Here is a 15,831-nt window from a genome sequence, read left to right on the forward strand (position 1 = left end):
ACCGGCGGCGCGGGCCACCGACGGGGTCAGGTCCTCACGCGAGACGGAGGCAGCCTCACCAACCCGCCTGTGTGCGTCAACGTAGTCGAGCCAGTGAAAGTCGACTCGCGCTACCGCCGGCTCGCAAGCCACCGACGAGGATCCAGCCAACCCGGACAACGTCATCCTGTTCTACAGTGGACAGTCCCGCGCCAAGGAGCAGCACGGCGGCAACGCCGGGGACTGGAACCGCGAACATGTGTGGGCCAAATCCCACGGCGACTTCGGGACCTCGATCGGCCCCGGAACCGATCTGCACCACCTGCGCCCCACGGATGTCCGGGTCAACAGCATCCGCAACAACAAAGACTTCGACAACGGCGGCAGCGAAGTCGACGGCGCACCCGGCAACTACACCGATTCCGGTTCTTTCGAACCCCGCGACGAGGTCAAAGGCGATGTCGCACGCATGATCCTCTACATGGCGGTGCGCTATGAAGGCAACGATGGCTTCGCCGACCTCGAACCCAACGACCAGGTCGACAACGGCTCAGCCCCTACATGGGACGGCTCTCGGTACTGCTCGAGTGGCACGCCGCCGACCCACCGGACGAATTCGAGAAGAACCGCAACACCGTCATCTACGAGCAGTTCCAGCACAACAGGAACCCGTTCATCGACCACCCCGAATGGGTAGACGCCATCTCGTAACAGCCACAGATGCGGCGTAATCCCCGGTGCCAGGACGAGTGGCGCCGTAACCGTCGGCTGCCTCCCCGCCGGCTCCCAGCGTTTCACTGTCTCCCGCAACATGCTGCAAAGCAGCGGGTCGCCGGAATCGGACGGCCGGGAGATCCACGCCCGGCAAAGTGGAGGAACACCCATGACCGCAACCGCTGTCCAGCCCCTCGATCCGGCTGCTGTACGACACCGCGTGGATGCCGTCCTGTTGGAGTTCCCTCGACAGCAAGTCAGCAGATGCGCGCGCCCACAAACTGCCCGGTGACGCCGTTGACGCGCTAGCTGGTTTCCTCACCGCCGGGGGCAAGCGCCTTCGCCGCTGCTGTGTCTCGCCGGCTGGCACGCGGCTACCGAACACGCCCCGCCGCGGGCGCTGTTGCCGCGCTGGAGATGTTTCACGCCTTCGCGTTGATCCACGACGATGTCATGGATGACAGCCCCACCCGCCGTGGCCGCTCCACCATCCACCGCTCCTTGGCAGGGCGCCACCCGGCGAACACCTCTGAAGCAGCGCGACGCTTCGGGCAAGGGGCCGCCATCCGTCTCGGTGACCTCGCGCTGACCTGGTCCGACGAACTCGTCCACACCGCTGGCCTCTCCCCGCACCAGCTGTCCGAATTGCTGCCGCTGATCGACGCCATGCGCCGGAGGTCATGTACGGCCAGTATCTCGACCTGGCCGCCACCGAAGTACGCCGTCGAACGGCCACTGCACATCGGCGCCGCCATCGCAGGAGGCGACGCCGATGTCCGTGAAGTGCTGAGCGCCTATGCCCTGCCTGTCGGGGAAGCGTTTCAGCTCCGCGATGACCTTCCGGGTGTCTTCGGCGACCCGGCCGCCACCGGCAAGCCAACCTGGACGATCTTCGTGAAGGCAAGGCCACCCCTGGCCCTGGCCCTGGCCCTGGCCCTGGCCCTGGCCCTGGCCCGTGAGCGTGCCACTCCCGCCCAACTCACCGCGCTGCGTGCCCTGGTCGGCGACAGCGACCTTGCCGAAGATCACGCCAAACAGATCGGGAACATCTTGGACACCACCGGTGCCCAGGCCACGGTCGAGGACATGATCCAGGCCCGGGCTCAGCGCCTTGCTCACCGTCGGGTCGGCTGCCGGGTGCTTTGTGTTGTCGTACCCATGGTGGAAGATGCCTTTGATGGTCAACAACGGTACCGGGGGGAGACGGTGAGGTGACGAACGATCCCAGGCTGGCAGCCGAACAGCGGGCGCGGCTGCTGCTTGATCAGCAGTTGGCGGACGCCAGATGGCTAGTCAAGGATCGAAACCATCTCAACTTGTTCGCTGGTCAGGGCATCGCCGTCCGCGAGATGATCATGGCCAAGGGGTACGGACGCGTTGACTACCTGCTCTACGTCGACCAACGGGTCGTCGGGGTCATCGAGGCGAAGCGGGTGGGCACGACGCTGTCCGGGGTGGAATCGCAGTCCGTCATGTACGCCGAAGGGCTGCCGCCCGAGGTGCGGCTGAAGGCGTTGACCTGTCACGGCCGGTTGCCGTTCGTGTTCGAGGCCAGCGACACCGAGACCCACGTCTCGAACGGTTACGACCCCAGCCGCAGGCTCGACGCCTGTTCAACGTCCCGAAGCCGGAGACCTTGGCGCGAACCCTGCGGGACGCCGAGCGTGACCTGGCCCGGCCGACGTGGCGGGATCGAGAAGTCGCTCGCCGAGCAGCCGTCCGCCCCTGGCTGGTACAGATGGCCGCTGCGGCAGGGGGACAGCGTAAGAATACTTCGGCTGATCTCGATCGGTCGGGCTGTCTCCCAGACAGGCGCTCGGCTGGTCGGACAAGATTGGTGCCAGCAGGCTAAAGGACGTAACAGACGGGGTGTTGCATGGCGGCGGGGTACAGCGGAGGGCTCGAACTCACATGGACGAACAAGGACAAAGCGCTCCTGTCCACAGGGGATGGCAAGTACGATTACACGTTCGTCGATCGAGCCGACTACCGCGTCTCTGAGGTTCGTCTCCTGCATGAGGTTGAGCGCATCGAAGCGCCGGCCCCTGAAGGTCGGCCTGATGGGCTACCCGAGCCCACAACCGAGAACCTCCTCATCACGGGCGACGCTATGCATGCTCTGGATGTCCTCCACAAGGTCCCCGAGTACGCCGAGCGCTACCTAGGCAAGGTGAAGTTGGTATACATCGACCCTCCGTTCAACACGGGGCAGACATTCACCAACTACGACGACAACATCGAGCACTCGATCTGGCTCACGATGCTTCGCGACCGCTTGAGGCAGGCCCGGGGCCACCCGCTTGGCCGAGCGGCTTCTGCGAGCGGGGCCCGACGACGGACTGTTCCTGAACATGCGAGCAGTTGAGGTCCGCACGATCCGGCAGAGTCTCGGCGGGGTGCGTATGGACCAGCTCGGCAACGGTTCGCGTCCACGACCGATCGGGGTGGATCTCGAGTTAGTGCGCTTGTTCTACTTGCCGGACCTTGAATTGGATCAGCGGGGCGACACGTCCTCCAGCCGGGAGCGCAGGCCAGGGGTGTGAACGTGATCGTGTCTGGCACTGACGGCTGCAGACGTTTTGCTGGGATCGGCGACTCGTTAGTTCGACCGGGATGGCCGCCGGTCCATGAACGGATCATCAGCCCAACCGACTAGCGGACCATAGCGGTATTGACCACGATGACTTGACTCATTCAGGCCAATCCTCTGTGATAACGATCGGTTACCAACCCGTCCACTGGACGTTCCTCGGTCGTTCGCAAGTGCGCAGGAACTCTACGAGTGCTGCGGTGAACTCCTCCAGCGACAATCCCGACCCTGCGGGGAAGTCTTCATCGTCAAACTCGCATCCGGGCGAGTCCGGGTCGCCGACCGAGAACCCCTTGCCGTAGGACCGATCCTGGTGGCTGAAGTAGCCGAAGCCGTCTACCACCGCAGCGAAGACGTCGTGATCGGTGAAGCCTTGTGCCGGATCAAAGAGCGGCCGGTCGTTGTGGACCAAGCGGATGGAGTCGGCGTATGGGTCTGCGGCGGCGACCTTGGCAACGAACGCCGCAACGTCGTCCGGCGTCTCCAGGGTTGTGTTCATGCTCTCGTAGGTGCCGTCCTCGTGGATCACGGCCCAGCCCGCGGTGATGCTCATTCCTCCACCTCTCGCCCGACGTAGGTCCTGTCTGTCGGGCTCGACCCGTCCTTGACGGTCAGTGTCCACCCTGGCGGCAGGAACCGTGGTAGCTGCCTGTTGGCACGTCTCCATCCACTGTTGATCCTTCGGGGTAGTTCCGCATATCGGCCTGTTGATCTCGATCGCAGCGTGCTCGATGCCCTGATCGATCATGCGCGAGACGAACTGTGTTTCGACATGGCGGGCGATCGCTGGCACAGCGTTGGGGATGCCTTTCGTGAGCCCCAGTGCCACGCCCCGGGCGCGGGTCACCTCGTAGTACTCGCCATCCTTTCCGCTCTCCAGCACCACGGCGTTGCCGGCGCTGTCGATCCACCGTCCGTGCGTCTTCCCTGGACGTGGGGGCCGAGGCGCGGCCGAACGCGCCTGGGCGTTCGGCTGTGAGGGCGCGCTTCGGGGGGCGGCGCCAGCCGTGCCTGCTGGGGTCGCTCCGATGCTGCTGCCGTAGCTCGTGATCTGCTCAGCACAACGGCCCAGCATCTCCTGCGTTTGAACGAGCTGATCACCGCCGATGCCGTGGGCGGCCAGGACCTGTTGCGCCTCGACATCGTTGGTTCCTTGCAGCACCGCGAGGCCAGCGCAGGCCTCATCCCAGGCAAGAAGCGCCGTGTTGAGATGTCCCGTCGCTCCCGCGAGCTTGCCGAGCACAGTGCCCAGCCCCTCGCGCACCTCTTCGACGGCAGACATTGGGTGATCATGCCTGATCCCCGTCATACCGGGCCCGCGCCGCGCGCCGCGGGCGGACGCCACATCGGGGTACGTACCTTCACCACACGCGAAGCGGACAAGACCATCACCTCCGGCCTGCAGACCGGGGCCAACCCGCCGCACCGCGCGGTGTCTAACCCGAGGAAGGCAAGCCATGCTCAGAGGCCGACTGGAGACGGCGCCTGCGCCGCCGCGCCCACACAACCCAGTCGATCACCGCTATTACCGCTGTCCCAGCTGAGCAAAGTAACAAACAGCCAATCGAACGACCACTTAAAGGCGAGGACCAACGTCACTCCGGCGTGCACTGTCGTCAGGCATGCCAGATACAGAATCCGGCCCTCACGTTTCGACAACTCGGCTCTCGTCACAGAGATCACGATCGCACGGCACCAAAACCACGAACCAGCCTCCGAACGGAGCGACAAGCCATGACCTCAATCTGCTCGCCGGGGCGCCCAAGCTGGGCAAGTCCTGGCTCTCGTTCTTGGGCGTCGACGGCAGGTCAGACGATCACGGTCGACGTGCGGTGCTCCAACCATTGCTGGGCGGGCACCGCGAGCGTCTGTTTCCACCGCTCGTCGGGCTGGTCGCGGGCGATGTCGGCCCACAGCGGCAAGACATTCGTGTCCACCGACCAACCTCCACGCGCCCGCTTTCGTCCCGTGTTGTCAGACGGTAACGCCAACCATCGAACGTGTCACGGGCCCGCTTGAGCACAGCAGGAAGAACGGAGACATAACGGAGCCCAGAACGGCCGCCCGCAACCGCAAACATGATGTTGAAAGCCAAGAAGCAGCAGGTAGAAGCCCTGCAATCACAACCTGTTTCAAGATCACCGCGATTGAACCCGCAGGCTTTTAATCAGTAGGTTCCGGGTTCGAGCCCTGGGCGGCCCACCAAGAGGATTCAGGTGCAGGCCTTCTACCTGCGGTTTCTCTGAACCGGGGGTCGTCTTTGCGTTCGGGAACACGCTTGTGAGCCGATTTGTCCCGGGAGACGGCGCATACCCCCAACCTCGTGCATAGTCCGGCCGCCAGGTAGAACGCACAGCGAGTCGACCCCTGCTGCGTCGCGCCGCCGTGGAGCGCCGCCCCGGCGACGGTCACCAGGAGCAGCCCACCCCGACGACCCGGCGCACATCCGGGACACCAGCTACTCCGGTGCGAGGAGTGGCCCCAGCGGCCCGAGGTCGATGTTGAGGTCCTCGGGATTCAGCCCGAAGTACTCGCGCAGCTCGCTCATCCGTTCCTCGAGTCGCATGAGCGTCAGCCCGATGCGTTCTACTTGCTCATCGCTGAGGTTGCCGGCGTCGACACGGCGTAGTGCCTGCCGCTCCATCAGCTGACGCAGTAGCTCCACGATCGTCAGGACGAGGCTTACCAGGCCCTTCTCGACGTTGTCCGGATCGGCGTCGAGATGCTCGGACAGCACGTTTCTGTGGTCGTTCTCATGCACCGGTGGCTCCCCGTTCGAGAGTGCTGACTGAGGTGACGAGTGCGCGTAATGACACGTGCACCATCGGTACGTCGGCGATCGACAGCGTGATCTCCCCGGAGATCACCACTCCACCGGCCAGTACCCGGTCCAGCAGGTCGACCAGCGCGACGCGCCGCTCCGGTGCCACCTGAACCTCGTTCACGGTGTGCCTTCTTCCAGTCCGGCGAACGAGTACGACGGCCACGGCCCGGTGAGCTCCAGTTGCACGCCGGGAAGTTCGGTGCGCAGTTGGTCGACGACGGTGGCGAACTCGCCGGTTCGTGCGTCGTCCACCAGGTAGGCGCCGTTGAGGACCATCCAATCGCGCCGGCCGGAGAGCTTCGGGTCCTGTGGCCGATGCAGCCGGGCGGCGACGGCTAGCGCCGCAAGCGTGCCGTGCAACTGCTCGGCGCGCTCGGCAGCCAGCCGCGCGGCCTGCTCCCGGGACGCGAGCTGGCTACGTCGCCGCTGTAGGTACGCGGTGCCGGTGCCACCACTGGCCGGTCGGCGCTGACTGGTCAGCGAGTCCGGATCGGCGTAGGCCTTCACGCCCCATTCGGTCCGCCCGGCCAGCAGCGCCAGCGCCGCGGAGAAGGCCGCGTGCCGTTCGGTCAGCAGCTCGCGCACCCGCTCGTTCCCGACGCACACGGTGGCCAATCGCAAGGGCACCGCCGCGGATGCGGCCCGCGACACCACAGCGACCACCGTGTCGTGGGCGCGTGCCGCCGCGGCCAGCCAGTCGAGGTCCTCCAGGTGGCGCGCGAGCGCCTGCTCACCATATTCGGCCAGGTTCACCGCACCTACCACCGCGAGCAATCCGGCGGCTTCGACGGTGCACACTGGTTCGTCCGCGACACCCCGCAAGTCAGTCAGCGCGCCAGAGGCGAGTCGGCGGGTCACCACGTAGAGCCAGCGGCCAGGGTACTCAGCCATTAGGGCGTCCCTGGTGTCTGGGGCTCGGTTCCTCCTCGGCGGGTTCGGCGGAGGCGTCGATGGTCCTGGGCTGCGGGCGGTCGCCCTCCAGTTGTGCCAGTCGTTGCCGGAGTTCGCGGTTCTCCTGCTCGAGTTCGTGCCGGCGATGGTCGCCGGTGAGCCACGGATCGTGCTCCCACCAGTCGATGCCGACCTCCTTGGCGGTCTCCAGCGACGCCACGACGAGGCGCAGCTTGATGGTGAGCAGCTCGATGTCGAGCAGGTTCACCTGGATGTCGCCCGCGATGACCAGTCCCTTGTCGAGCACCCGTTCGAGGATGTCACCGAGGTTGGCGGGCTGGTGCGGACCGCCCTGGGCCGGCTGGAGTGCCGCGGATGTGGACGGGGAGACCTCTGTCATCGCACCGAAGCTCCATTCCAACTGTCGGCCCGGCCCCGCGCGTAGCGCCGGGTCCTGCGGTACGCCAGCAAGTCGCCGGTCAGATCCAGGTCGACCTCGTACAGCGCAAGCATGTCCGATGTGGACGGTATCCGGCGCTCTTCGACGACCTCGACCTCGACTCGCCATCCGTCGTCGGTCGGTTCCACTGATGTGGCGCCGACCGTTGTCTTGTCGGTCAGCGCAGCAATGTGCTCGAGTGCCGCCTGGGCGGCCCCAGGGGCGGGCAACTCATCTGGTTCCTCGTGGTACGTACGCCTTGGCGCGTCCTGCTCGCGGGCCACGACGATCACTCCTTCTCCCGTACGGTGTCCTGACCGGGCCGAACCAGCCGCTCGAGAGCCTCCTGCTGCACGTGTTGCTCTTGCTCTGCGTCGATCTCGCCGGCCGCTCTGGCCTTCTCGGCGGCTTCGAGGTCACGGCGGACCGATGACGGGTCGTGCAGCTCGGTCTCAACCTGGCGTTGGATCACCCTGCCCAGGGCCAGCACACCGCGTACGGGCGCCAGCGGCAGGCCGGTGACGATGGAGAACAGGCCCATATCCTCACCCCTGCGGTTGTTGTGTGGTCACAAAGTCATAGGGCGCAAGCGGACCAAGCAGTCGCACCTCCACCCGTCCCTTCCACCTCTCGGCGAGCGCTCCCGCCGCCCGTTCCAGTTCGGGCTGCTTCGCGACGTCGGTCAGGCAGGCCAGGTGCACGGCATCCCGCTCGTGGGTCGGTTCGCGGACCGCGACCGTGACGTCGAGCTCGCGGAGTGCCCCCACCGCCATGCGGATGTCCGCCTCGCGCTTGGCCGCGATCACATTGGTGATCAGCTCACCCAGCGCGATGCGTTCGTTACGAGTGGCGTCGGCGGGCTTGTCCCTGATCGCCTCCCGCAGGTGCACGGCGTCCTCGTTCTCCGCTAGTACCTCGCGCAGGATCGCCTGCTCCTCGTAACGTCCTTTGAGGACATACTCCGCTCGTCCCTCGAGCGCGCCCAGCGCGGCGACGAAGTCGTCCTGGTGTTGGGCCAGCAGTTCCTCGGCAACGGCGCGCTCATCGCTCACCACGGCACCGAAACGCAGCGGCAGCACAGGTGCCTCGACGGCGGTAGCGTCCAGGATCCTCGCATGCGCCGCGAGGTCCTCAGGCCTGCCAAGCGGTGTGTCCACGTCGATCTGGCTCACCAGTGCAGCGATGTCGCCGTGCCGCACCACACTGATCGGCCGTGGCGGATCCCCGATCCCGCGGGCTCCGGAGTCGCTTTCCACATCGGCTGGCACAATCCCGTAGACATAGCAGGCGGTCTGCCGTTCGGTGTCCGGCTGCGCGGTCATGTCAGTCTCGCTCCTTCCGGTCTCGGCGCGCGGCCGGCTGCCGCTTCTCGTCGCTGAGGACGTCCTTGAGGGTTTCGCCCGCAGCTTCGAGTACTCCCTTGGTGCGCGACCTGGCACCGCCCTCATTGATGTCCTCGATGAGTTCGGGGAGGCCCTTCTGCCCACCCGTCTCGGCCAGGTCGAGCCGGTTCACCGCATCGGCGAACCGGAGGTAGGTGTCCACACTGGCAACGACGATGCGTGCATCGATCGTCACCAGCTCGATACCCACAAGCGACACCCGTACGTAGGCGTCGATCACCAGCCCCTTATCGAGAATGGTGTCGATGACGTCGGCGAGGCTGGACGAGGACGGACGGTCGATGCCGCCTCCGTTGCCTGTCGGCTGCATAGCTGTGGTCACAGGTGTCTTCCCTAACTGCTGTCCGCTCGTCCCGACGCAGCCGTCACCGGTTCCCTGCGGTGTGCCCGCCTGGCGGACGGCTCCTCCGGTTCGGCCTCGGCCTCTTGGGGTTCTTCGGTTTTCTCGGCCTCGGGTTCCGCGGCTTCGCTGCCGTCGACGACCTCACCGTCGCGGATCTCGCCCCGCCAACCCTCGATTTCGTCCGGATGCAGGACGGCGTGCACCATGAGGTGGCGCTGGAAATGCTTCAGTTCCAGCCGCGCGCGGCGCCCCTGCGCCCGCCAGAGGTTGCCGGTGTATTCGAAGAAACCCTTGGGGTGATATTCGAGGACAAGAATAATCCGGGTCAGCTGCGGCGCCAGTTCGTGGAACGTCACCGCACCATCTACATAACCCTTGTCTCCTGTGGAACGCCACACGATCCGCTCATCCGGAATCTGCTCCTGGATGGTCGATTCCCAGCTGCGGTGCGACCACAGGATCTTGGCCTCCCACTCCAGCTTTTCTTCGGCGACCTGGTCGACGTTCTCGACCTTCTTCATGAAACTCGGAAACTCGGTAAACCGCGTCCATTGGTCGTAGGCCAGGTCGATGGACACGCCGACGTCGATGCTTTCGACGATGTTGGTCAGCTTCAACTTGTCCTCACCGCCACCGAGCCCCCCGACCGCGTTCTTGACCTTGTCCCGCAGCTTTGACAAACCGGCTGTCAGTGCGGCGGACATCGGCGCCTTTCCCTCGGCAACTTCCTTGGCGCCGGTCAATGCCGCCTTCAAACCACCGCTGCCGCCGCTTTCGGCGTAGTCGGCGAGTCGCTGTGCGGTGGCACTGACCCGGTCGGTCACCGACGACGCGGCACGTTGCGCCAGCGTGGTGGCCAGCTGCTGCAGCGCCTGCTTGAGTAGTTCGGACGGAGATAACGCCTCCGTGGCCTGCTTCGTCAGTCGTTCCGCCGGTTTCGTGGCCACTTCGCTCACCTCCGGGTGCGGTGTACTGGTGCGCGGCCGCTGGCACCGCGGGCGGGCATGCGGCCCTGTGTACGGCTGGTGGCGGTACGGCTGGTCGCGGCCCGGCGCCGCTGTGGGGGCTCCGGTTCGTCGGATTCTTCCGGTTCCTCCGCAGCCTCGTGCTCAATCTCGGTCTCAGCCTCCGGCTCGTGCTCAGCCTCCGGCTCGTGCTCAGCTTCCGGCTCGTGCTCAGCTTCCGGCGCGTGCTCAGCTTCCGGCGCGTGCTCAGCCTCCGGCTCGAGGTAGTCCTCCGCGGACTCCTCGGCCTGCTGTGGTTTCGTCGCTGTGCGTACGCCCTCGACCGGGGCGCCGACCCGGTCCTGGAGCCGCGCGTTCAGCGAATCGACCCGGCTGCTTGCGGCAGTGATCGCCGCCGCGCGTGCCGCGTCGAGCAACTCGCCGCGAATGCTGTCAGTGATCTTGGTCAGCTCTGGCGACGACGCAAGCCGCTTGACCCCCTGCTGTAGCAGCTCGCGGGGCCCTCCGTTCAACTTTCGGGTGGCGCCCGCCGCGGCAATCATCAGAGCCAGCCGCATCTTGCGTGTACGCCCCAAGAGATAGCCGGCTGCGATGGCAGCGGCCACTTGTGCCCCGCTCTTCACGATCGATCTCCTTCGATCAACACTCAGTTGCCTTGACCCGATGGGTCTCGACTCGAAGTACCACGATCAGGTGAATATGAAACGCCCGTCGGTGCACCTGAGGGCAATCAGGTCTGGGTAAGTAGGCAGCTGGCGGGCGTTCGGAACCGGCCAGATGCCCCAGGCGCGCAACAGACGGGTCATTGAGAGTGACGACGACACCTGAAAAATGGTCTCGGGACAGGAAGCGTTACGAGGGGCAGCTGTTCAAGATCACTGCACTGTGGCAACGCGGCATTCTAGGCAGTTAGTTCCGTTTCGGTGCCACACCCTTGGCGAGCAAATGGACCCAGTGTTGTCCAAAGTGTCCAGTGAGGCAACCGCGCCAGGGGGCCGGGGCCCGCTCAGTCAGTACAGTAATCAGCTCGCCGACGTGGTCGGCCATACCGGCGGTGAGCATGCGTTCGATCTTGTCCGCGCGGCATACGACGGCGAGCACAATACGCAGGTCGTGCGTGACCGATATCTGCAACGCGAGCAATGCTCCTTGACACCGGGCCCGTTGCCTGTTGAGTTCGGCGTCACCGCCGACGACACACGCCTCGCCGCCGCAGCGGCCCGTTCCGAACACCTGGCCAGCCTGGCGTGTGACTTGCCTCGACTGACCGATCCGGACGGTCACAATCGGCGCACGGCCGTACTCCTGCGACATTCCGATCTCGTCGCCCCCGTCGCGAACCTGCACTCGCAACGCCTGCTCGACCGGCTCGACGGAGATCCCGCCGAAGCAGCTTGAGGCCGTCGGCTCCCACCGACGCCCTCCGCCAGCATCCCCAGCCGCCCGGCATATGGAACCGAACGGCGCTATCACGCCCGCGAACCGCGGTCAGGATCAACTGTTCGACCGGGTCCAGTCCCGCACCGCGTCGCGGACCCGGTCGAACACCGCGATGGGCGGGCCGGCCAGGATATTCGCCACTGCCGATTCCCCCGCCGCCGGGTGCGGCCTCGTCGGCGCGATCGCCTCGGCGACTCGGACGGCACCCGCCATCTGCCGCAGCCGGTCCTCCGGAAGCTTCGCGCGCAGTTGCGCAAACTCCTCCTGCTCTTCCCTGTTGGCGTGACCGGTCACGTCCCTGGCCAGCTCCGCCAGCTTTGTATCGAAATCCCGATGATCCACCCCGAGATCGTGCAACTCGGCGAGTGCTTGTTTGGCCTCGCTCTCCTCGTGGAGCCGGGCCTCCACGACATCGTCGCCGTTGTCGATCTTCTGGCGAGCCGTGGGATGCACGACGATCTCCTCTGCGGTCTCGTGAACCGCCAGCAGGCGAACGAGGTCGTCGAACAGGTCCTCCTTTCGCCCGCCCTGCGCCTCGGAGAGTTCCCGGAACAGGCCCTTGATCTGGGTGTGCTGGTCGAGCAGCACCTCCACCACGTCCTTGCTGTCCGTTCTATTCACCTACGTCACCTCCGCTGTGTCGTTGCTCCATCCGCTCCTGGCTTCCCCCGAATCACGCCGATCATGCGAGCGCGACCTGCAATTCATCACCCAGTGGCCACCCCAGCCGTTGCACCGTGACGTTCCGGATCTACTCCTCGCTCCGGCCCACGACCACCACACGACTTGCCCGGTACCGAGATCGCCCGAGGGTGCGTCCAGCCAGCGAAAGGCTGCTCCGATTCCTAGACCGACCAGCCTCGACACTGGCCCGACTTCGTTGCGTTGCGTGAACGCTCCACCGGGCCCCGAGACTGTACATAGCCGAGCCAGGAGGTCGAACCGATGATGCGCAAGGACCATTCACGCGCGCCCGCGCTGGAAGCGATCGGCGCCTACCGGGAGCAGGGCAGCCTGGCGTTCACCCCGCCGGGACACAAACAGGGCCGGGGCGCGGATTCGCGGGTCATCGACGTGCTCGGCGCGGACACCTTCGCGTCCGACCTGCTGACGCTCAACGGCCTGGCCGACCGGTGGATGTCTCACGAGATCGTGGCGCAGGCACGGGAGCTGATATCCCTATCCGCCCGGGGTGCCACCGATAGTCCTGCCCGGCTCGGTAGCCGAGCCCGGGTTCGCCGAGCGCTGCGTCTCCTCGATAGCCGACCGGTTCGGCCACCTCGACGTCGCCGTGACCGCCGCCGGGATCAGCCCGTCGTTCCGGCGCAGCGAGGACAGCACCGACACCGACTGGGCCCACGTCCTGGACGTCAACCTGACCGGAACCTACTTCTGCGCCCGCGCGGCCGGGCGACGCATGCTTGAGCAGGGTTCCGGCTCGGTCATCACGGTGTCGTCCGTGCACGCCCGCACCGGATTCGACCGGATCGCGGCGTACGCGGCCAGCAAGGGCGGAGTGGAGGCGCTCAGCCGCGTGCTGGCGGTCGAATGGGCGGGCCCGCGGCGTCCGGGTCAACGTCCTCGCCCCCGGCTACTTCCACACCGGCCTGTCCGATGGCCTGGTCACCAGCAAATGGCGCGAACGCATCCATGCGAACATCCCGCAGGATCGCGTCGCGAGTCCGCCCGAACTGGGCGGCGCCGCGGTCTACCTGGCCTCGGATGCGGCGAGCTACACGACGGGAAGCACCCTCACCGTCGACGGCGGCTGGACCGCCTGAATGCTCGCCCCAGCTGGATGCGCCGCCGACTCGCCCCAACCCACCTCTGCCGGTGCAATCCCCCTACATTGAGGCGGGGCGCCGCACCGGAGGTCGAAGAGCATGCTCGACCGCACCACAAAGCACCACCCCCGTGCCCCCCACCGACCGCGAACGCACACGCGCGATCCGAAGCTGGGCCCGGCACACGAATACCGCCCAGTACCAGGATGAACTCCGGACTGTCGCCACGCTGACCGGCGGTCAGCAGCATCGACAAGTGCCGGTCGTCGGGACCAACAGCTGCCTCATCGCAGTTCTTTTCTGATGAAGGTGCGGAATTCCCGAGCCGGACGGCCGGTTACCCGGGCTACCGTGTCGGTGACCCGGTCTTCCGCCCCGGCGGCGATGTCGGCGTCCAGCGCGGCGAGGATCGCGGCGAACTCGGGTGGATAGGCCGACAGCCGCTCCAGCAGCTCTGGCACGTCGACCGCGCGGTGTATTACGGGCTGGCCGGTGACGTCGGTGATGATCGCGGCCGCCTCCGTGTAGTTGAGCGCCTGCGGGCCGGTGATCAGGTGGTCGGTGTTGTGCGGTCGCTCGTCGGTCAGCGCGCGCACCGCGACCGCGGCGATGTCCTCGGCGTCGACGAAGCCGACCCGGCCTGACCCGGTCGCGGTGACGATCTCGCCTGCTCGCACGCCCTGCGCCACCGGATGATCACCGGTGAAGTTGTTCATGAACCAGCTCGGCCGCAGCACGGTCCATTCAGGACTCGCCGTGCGTACCAGACGGGGCAGTGCGCCCAGGCCAGGAGTCTGGTCGGTGACGGCGGAGGAGCTGAGCAGTACGACCCGGCGCACGCCCGACTCGACCGCCTCGTGCAGCAGTGGCTCGACCACGGGGACCGGGTCGGCCACCCCGATCGGTGCGATCAGGTAGACCGCGTCGACCCCCTTCAGCGCCAACCGATGCGTGTTGGTGTCGGCCCACTCGAAGCGGATATGGCCGGGAGCGCGGGGGGTGCGGGTGGCCAGCCGGACCGGCACGCCACGCTCAGTCAGACCGGCGGCGACCCGCGACCCCGTGGTGCCGGTGGCCCCGATGACCAGGACCTCACGCATCGCCGTGCTCGGTGAAGTCGGTGTCGGCGGTCATGCCCAGCGGCGACCAGTAGTCGCGGTAGCCGACGATGTGCCCGTTCCGCACGGTGATCACACTGATGTAGCGGCGCTGGTAGGGCTGGCCGGTGCGCACCAGCACGCCGTCCACCTCGATCTCAGCGATGATCACCTCGGGATCGGCGGTCTCGTGCACGGTCTGCTCACAGACATCCTTGATGTCGTAGACATCGGTGTAGCCGCGCAGGTACTCGCGCACCGCCTCGCGGCTGTCCAGCCGGGTAGGCCATCCGGGTGGGGCGAACGGGAACTCCATGGTCCCATCGATGGCCCACAGGTCGGCGAATCCGGACATGTCCTTGGCCAGCAGCAGGCCCAGGGCCTTGTCGAGCAGTTCGCGCGGTGTCATCTGCGACTCCCTCAGGATGGACGGAACGGTATCGTCCCGCCCAACATACGACGGACGGTACCGTTCCGTCCATCCGTTAGACTGGATCACATGAACCGTCGTGTGCCGTCCGGGGCGGCCGTGCTGCAAGCCGGCATCACTGCCGCCATCACCGACGCCGTACTGGCCGAACTGGTCGAGCGAGGCTACGCGCGGCTGTCCATGGAAGGAGTGGCCAAGCGCGCCGGCGCGGGCAAGAGCGCCCTGTACCGGCGGTGGCGCACCAAGCAGGAGATGGTGCTGGCGGTGCTTGCCGAGGTCAGCGTACCGATGGCGGACGTGGCGGACACCGGCACGCTGCGCGGGGACCTCCGCGCCATGGTCTCCGCCGTCGCCTCGTGGCTGACCGAACCGCCGTTCTCCCGGATCATCCCCGACCTAGTGGCCGAGGCCACCCGCACGTCCGAACTCGCCAAGGCCATCGCGACCACCATCGGCGAACCCCGACGAGCGCTGACCCGTCCGAAGCTGGAACGCGCCATGGCTCGCGGTGAACTGCCCGCCGACACCGACCTGGAGATGGCCCAGGACCTCGTGGCCGCGTTGATCTACTGGCGGATGGTGGTGCGCCAGGCACCGGTCGAACAGGACTACCTCGACAGAGTCACCGACACCGCGCTGCGTGCACTGCGCGCCGCGGCCGACTGAACGAACTCGAGCACGCCCCGCCACGTGGACGCACACACTTGCGTCACTTGCGGTCCGAAATACGGACCTCTCGAACGACAGCTCCCCGGCACGACAGCGCACCCAAGGTGGCCAGGAACATGGTGTTGGGCCCGACGGCGTTGGCGACACCACCGCCGACGGCCACCCGCCGCGGGCTCCGCGACTTTGCGGCTATGACGTGGGGCAGAGCTCATGACGTCTCCAGTGCTGGTCATTCGAACGGTCGGTCCCCGAGGCGAATAGGC

At 66.4% G+C, this 15,831-nt stretch carries 20 protein-coding genes and 2 pseudogenes; 7 read left to right on the plus strand and 15 right to left on the minus strand.

Annotation, left to right across the window (positions count from 1 at the left end; all coding sequences use genetic code 11):
- Positions 1 to 124: 124 nt before the first annotated feature.
- The 3 genes and pseudogenes from ABZ863_RS22580 to ABZ863_RS22590 form a co-directional block, all read left to right on the plus strand.
- Positions 125 to 690: pseudogene (locus tag ABZ863_RS22580) on the plus strand (endonuclease); the annotation flags it as partial.
- Between the two features lie 354 nt (positions 691 to 1,044).
- Positions 1,045 to 1,908, plus strand: a complete 864-nt coding sequence (locus ABZ863_RS22585) for a polyprenyl synthetase family protein (protein WP_358538854.1) — start codon at positions 1,045 to 1,047, stop codon at positions 1,906 to 1,908.
- A gap of 661 nt (positions 1,909 to 2,569) precedes the next feature.
- The gene (locus tag ABZ863_RS22590; RefSeq protein ID WP_358538857.1) at positions 2,570 to 3,058 is read left to right on the plus strand and encodes a hypothetical protein; all 489 of its coding nucleotides are present in this window, start codon (positions 2,570 to 2,572) and stop codon (positions 3,056 to 3,058) included.
- A 358-nt stretch (positions 3,059 to 3,416) separates the two neighbouring features.
- Here the strand turns inward: ABZ863_RS22590 and ABZ863_RS22595 are convergent, their stop codons facing one another.
- From ABZ863_RS22595 to ABZ863_RS22650, 12 genes are all read right to left on the minus strand, one after another.
- Positions 3,417 to 4,565 (minus strand): Imm1 family immunity protein, encoded by a 1,149-nt coding sequence (locus tag ABZ863_RS22595; protein ID WP_358538859.1) that lies wholly within the window; start codon positions 4,563 to 4,565, stop codon positions 3,417 to 3,419.
- 526 nt (positions 4,566 to 5,091) lie between these two features.
- On the minus strand, positions 5,092 to 5,220 hold the full coding sequence (locus ABZ863_RS22600) for a hypothetical protein (protein WP_358538861.1): 129 nt from the start codon (positions 5,218 to 5,220) through the stop codon (positions 5,092 to 5,094).
- A gap of 521 nt (positions 5,221 to 5,741) precedes the next feature.
- On the minus strand, positions 5,742 to 6,044 hold the full coding sequence (locus ABZ863_RS22605) for a gas vesicle protein K (RefSeq protein WP_358538863.1): 303 nt from the start codon (positions 6,042 to 6,044) through the stop codon (positions 5,742 to 5,744).
- Complete coding sequence (locus ABZ863_RS22610) at positions 6,037 to 6,228, minus strand: gas vesicle protein (RefSeq protein WP_358538864.1); 192 nt, start codon at positions 6,226 to 6,228, stop codon at positions 6,037 to 6,039. Before ABZ863_RS22610 ends, ABZ863_RS22605 begins: the two co-directional genes overlap by 8 nt.
- Positions 6,225 to 6,998 carry a GvpL/GvpF family gas vesicle protein gene (locus ABZ863_RS22615; RefSeq protein ID WP_358538866.1) on the minus strand — a complete coding sequence of 258 codons (774 nt, stop codon included), beginning with the start codon at positions 6,996 to 6,998 and terminating at the stop codon, positions 6,225 to 6,227. The genes ABZ863_RS22610 and ABZ863_RS22615 overlap by 4 nt, the downstream gene beginning before the upstream one ends.
- Positions 6,991 to 7,398 (minus strand): gas vesicle protein, encoded by a 408-nt coding sequence (locus tag ABZ863_RS22620; RefSeq protein ID WP_358538867.1) that lies wholly within the window; start codon positions 7,396 to 7,398, stop codon positions 6,991 to 6,993. The genes ABZ863_RS22615 and ABZ863_RS22620 overlap by 8 nt, the downstream gene beginning before the upstream one ends.
- Positions 7,395 to 7,721, minus strand: coding sequence for a gas vesicle protein GvpO (gene gvpO, locus ABZ863_RS22625; RefSeq protein WP_358538868.1), 327 nt, complete (start codon positions 7,719 to 7,721; stop codon positions 7,395 to 7,397). The genes ABZ863_RS22620 and gvpO overlap by 4 nt, the downstream gene beginning before the upstream one ends.
- A 5-nt stretch (positions 7,722 to 7,726) precedes the next feature.
- Complete coding sequence (locus ABZ863_RS22630) at positions 7,727 to 7,978, minus strand: gas vesicle protein GvpG (protein ID WP_358538870.1); 252 nt, start codon at positions 7,976 to 7,978, stop codon at positions 7,727 to 7,729.
- 4 nt (positions 7,979 to 7,982) lie between these two features.
- On the minus strand, positions 7,983 to 8,759 hold the full coding sequence (locus ABZ863_RS22635; RefSeq protein ID WP_358538873.1) for a GvpL/GvpF family gas vesicle protein: 777 nt from the start codon (positions 8,757 to 8,759) through the stop codon (positions 7,983 to 7,985).
- Between the two features lies 1 nt (position 8,760).
- Complete coding sequence (gene gvpJ, locus ABZ863_RS22640) at positions 8,761 to 9,162, minus strand: gas vesicle protein GvpJ (RefSeq protein WP_358538876.1); 402 nt, start codon at positions 9,160 to 9,162, stop codon at positions 8,761 to 8,763.
- Positions 9,163 to 9,173: 11 nt separating this feature from the next.
- Positions 9,174 to 10,130, minus strand: coding sequence for an SRPBCC family protein (locus ABZ863_RS22645; RefSeq protein ID WP_358538878.1), 957 nt, complete (start codon positions 10,128 to 10,130; stop codon positions 9,174 to 9,176).
- A gap of 5 nt (positions 10,131 to 10,135) precedes the next feature.
- The gene (locus tag ABZ863_RS22650; protein WP_358538881.1) at positions 10,136 to 10,771 is read right to left on the minus strand and encodes a hypothetical protein; all 636 of its coding nucleotides are present in this window, start codon (positions 10,769 to 10,771) and stop codon (positions 10,136 to 10,138) included.
- 343 nt (positions 10,772 to 11,114) lie between these two features.
- On the opposite strand from ABZ863_RS22650, the gene ABZ863_RS22655 reads away from it, so the two are divergent.
- The gene (locus ABZ863_RS22655) at positions 11,115 to 11,546 is read left to right on the plus strand and encodes a hypothetical protein (RefSeq protein WP_358538883.1); all 432 of its coding nucleotides are present in this window, start codon (positions 11,115 to 11,117) and stop codon (positions 11,544 to 11,546) included.
- A gap of 96 nt (positions 11,547 to 11,642) precedes the next feature.
- Here the strand turns inward: ABZ863_RS22655 and ABZ863_RS22660 are convergent, their stop codons facing one another.
- A complete protein-coding gene (locus tag ABZ863_RS22660; protein ID WP_358538885.1) occupies positions 11,643 to 12,209 on the minus strand; it encodes a hemerythrin domain-containing protein in 567 nt (188 codons plus the stop codon).
- A 571-nt stretch (positions 12,210 to 12,780) separates the two neighbouring features.
- Here ABZ863_RS22660 and ABZ863_RS22665 point away from each other — a divergent pair.
- Positions 12,781 to 13,083 (plus strand): annotated as a pseudogene (locus ABZ863_RS22665) (SDR family oxidoreductase); the annotation flags it as partial.
- The gene (locus tag ABZ863_RS22670; RefSeq protein WP_358538888.1) at positions 13,010 to 13,369 is read left to right on the plus strand and encodes an SDR family oxidoreductase; all 360 of its coding nucleotides are present in this window, start codon (positions 13,010 to 13,012) and stop codon (positions 13,367 to 13,369) included. The pseudogene ABZ863_RS22665 and the gene ABZ863_RS22670, both read left to right, overlap by 74 nt.
- A gap of 287 nt (positions 13,370 to 13,656) precedes the next feature.
- On the opposite strand, the gene ABZ863_RS22675 is transcribed toward ABZ863_RS22670, so the two are convergent.
- Together ABZ863_RS22675 and ABZ863_RS22680 are read right to left on the minus strand one after the other, a co-directional pair.
- Entirely contained in the window at positions 13,657 to 14,472 is an 816-nt protein-coding gene (locus ABZ863_RS22675; protein WP_358538891.1) for an NAD(P)H-binding protein, read from the minus strand.
- Positions 14,465 to 14,878: a nuclear transport factor 2 family protein gene (locus ABZ863_RS22680; RefSeq protein ID WP_358538893.1), complete on the minus strand. Its 414-nt coding sequence runs from the start codon at positions 14,876 to 14,878 to the stop codon at positions 14,465 to 14,467. The genes ABZ863_RS22675 and ABZ863_RS22680 overlap by 8 nt, the downstream gene beginning before the upstream one ends.
- Before the next feature lie 90 nt (positions 14,879 to 14,968).
- Here ABZ863_RS22680 and ABZ863_RS22685 point away from each other — a divergent pair, with 90 nt between their 5' ends.
- Complete coding sequence (locus ABZ863_RS22685; protein ID WP_358538895.1) at positions 14,969 to 15,565, plus strand: TetR/AcrR family transcriptional regulator; 597 nt, start codon at positions 14,969 to 14,971, stop codon at positions 15,563 to 15,565.
- Positions 15,566 to 15,831 lie beyond the last annotated feature (266 nt).

It is taken from the genome of Saccharomonospora sp. NPDC046836, from assembly GCF_040645195.1.
Taxonomy (GTDB): Bacteria; Actinomycetota; Actinomycetes; order Mycobacteriales; family Pseudonocardiaceae; genus Prauserella_A.

What these genes read in the sequence shown, in the direction of transcription:
- ABZ863_RS22595 (WP_358538859.1), bottom strand. Translation starts at nt 4,565, where the DNA reads ATGTCTGCCGTCGAAGAGGTGCGCGAGGGGCTGGGCACTGTGCTCGGC.
- ABZ863_RS22680 (WP_358538893.1), bottom strand. Translation starts at nt 14,878, where the DNA reads ATGACACCGCGCGAACTGCTCGACAAGGCCCTGGGCCTGCTGCTGGCC.
- ABZ863_RS22590 (WP_358538857.1), top strand. Translation starts at nt 2,570, where the DNA reads ATGGCGGCGGGGTACAGCGGAGGGCTCGAACTCACATGGACGAACAAG.
- ABZ863_RS22620 (WP_358538867.1), bottom strand. Translation starts at nt 7,398, where the DNA reads ATGACAGAGGTCTCCCCGTCCACATCCGCGGCACTCCAGCCGGCCCAG.
- ABZ863_RS22675 (WP_358538891.1), bottom strand. Translation starts at nt 14,472, where the DNA reads ATGCGTGAGGTCCTGGTCATCGGGGCCACCGGCACCACGGGGTCGCGG.
- ABZ863_RS22630 (WP_358538870.1), bottom strand. Translation starts at nt 7,978, where the DNA reads ATGGGCCTGTTCTCCATCGTCACCGGCCTGCCGCTGGCGCCCGTACGC.
- ABZ863_RS22635 (WP_358538873.1), bottom strand. Translation starts at nt 8,759, where the DNA reads ATGACCGCGCAGCCGGACACCGAACGGCAGACCGCCTGCTATGTCTAC.
- ABZ863_RS22685 (WP_358538895.1), top strand. Translation starts at nt 14,969, where the DNA reads ATGAACCGTCGTGTGCCGTCCGGGGCGGCCGTGCTGCAAGCCGGCATC.
- ABZ863_RS22615 (WP_358538866.1), bottom strand. Translation starts at nt 6,998, where the DNA reads ATGGCTGAGTACCCTGGCCGCTGGCTCTACGTGGTGACCCGCCGACTC.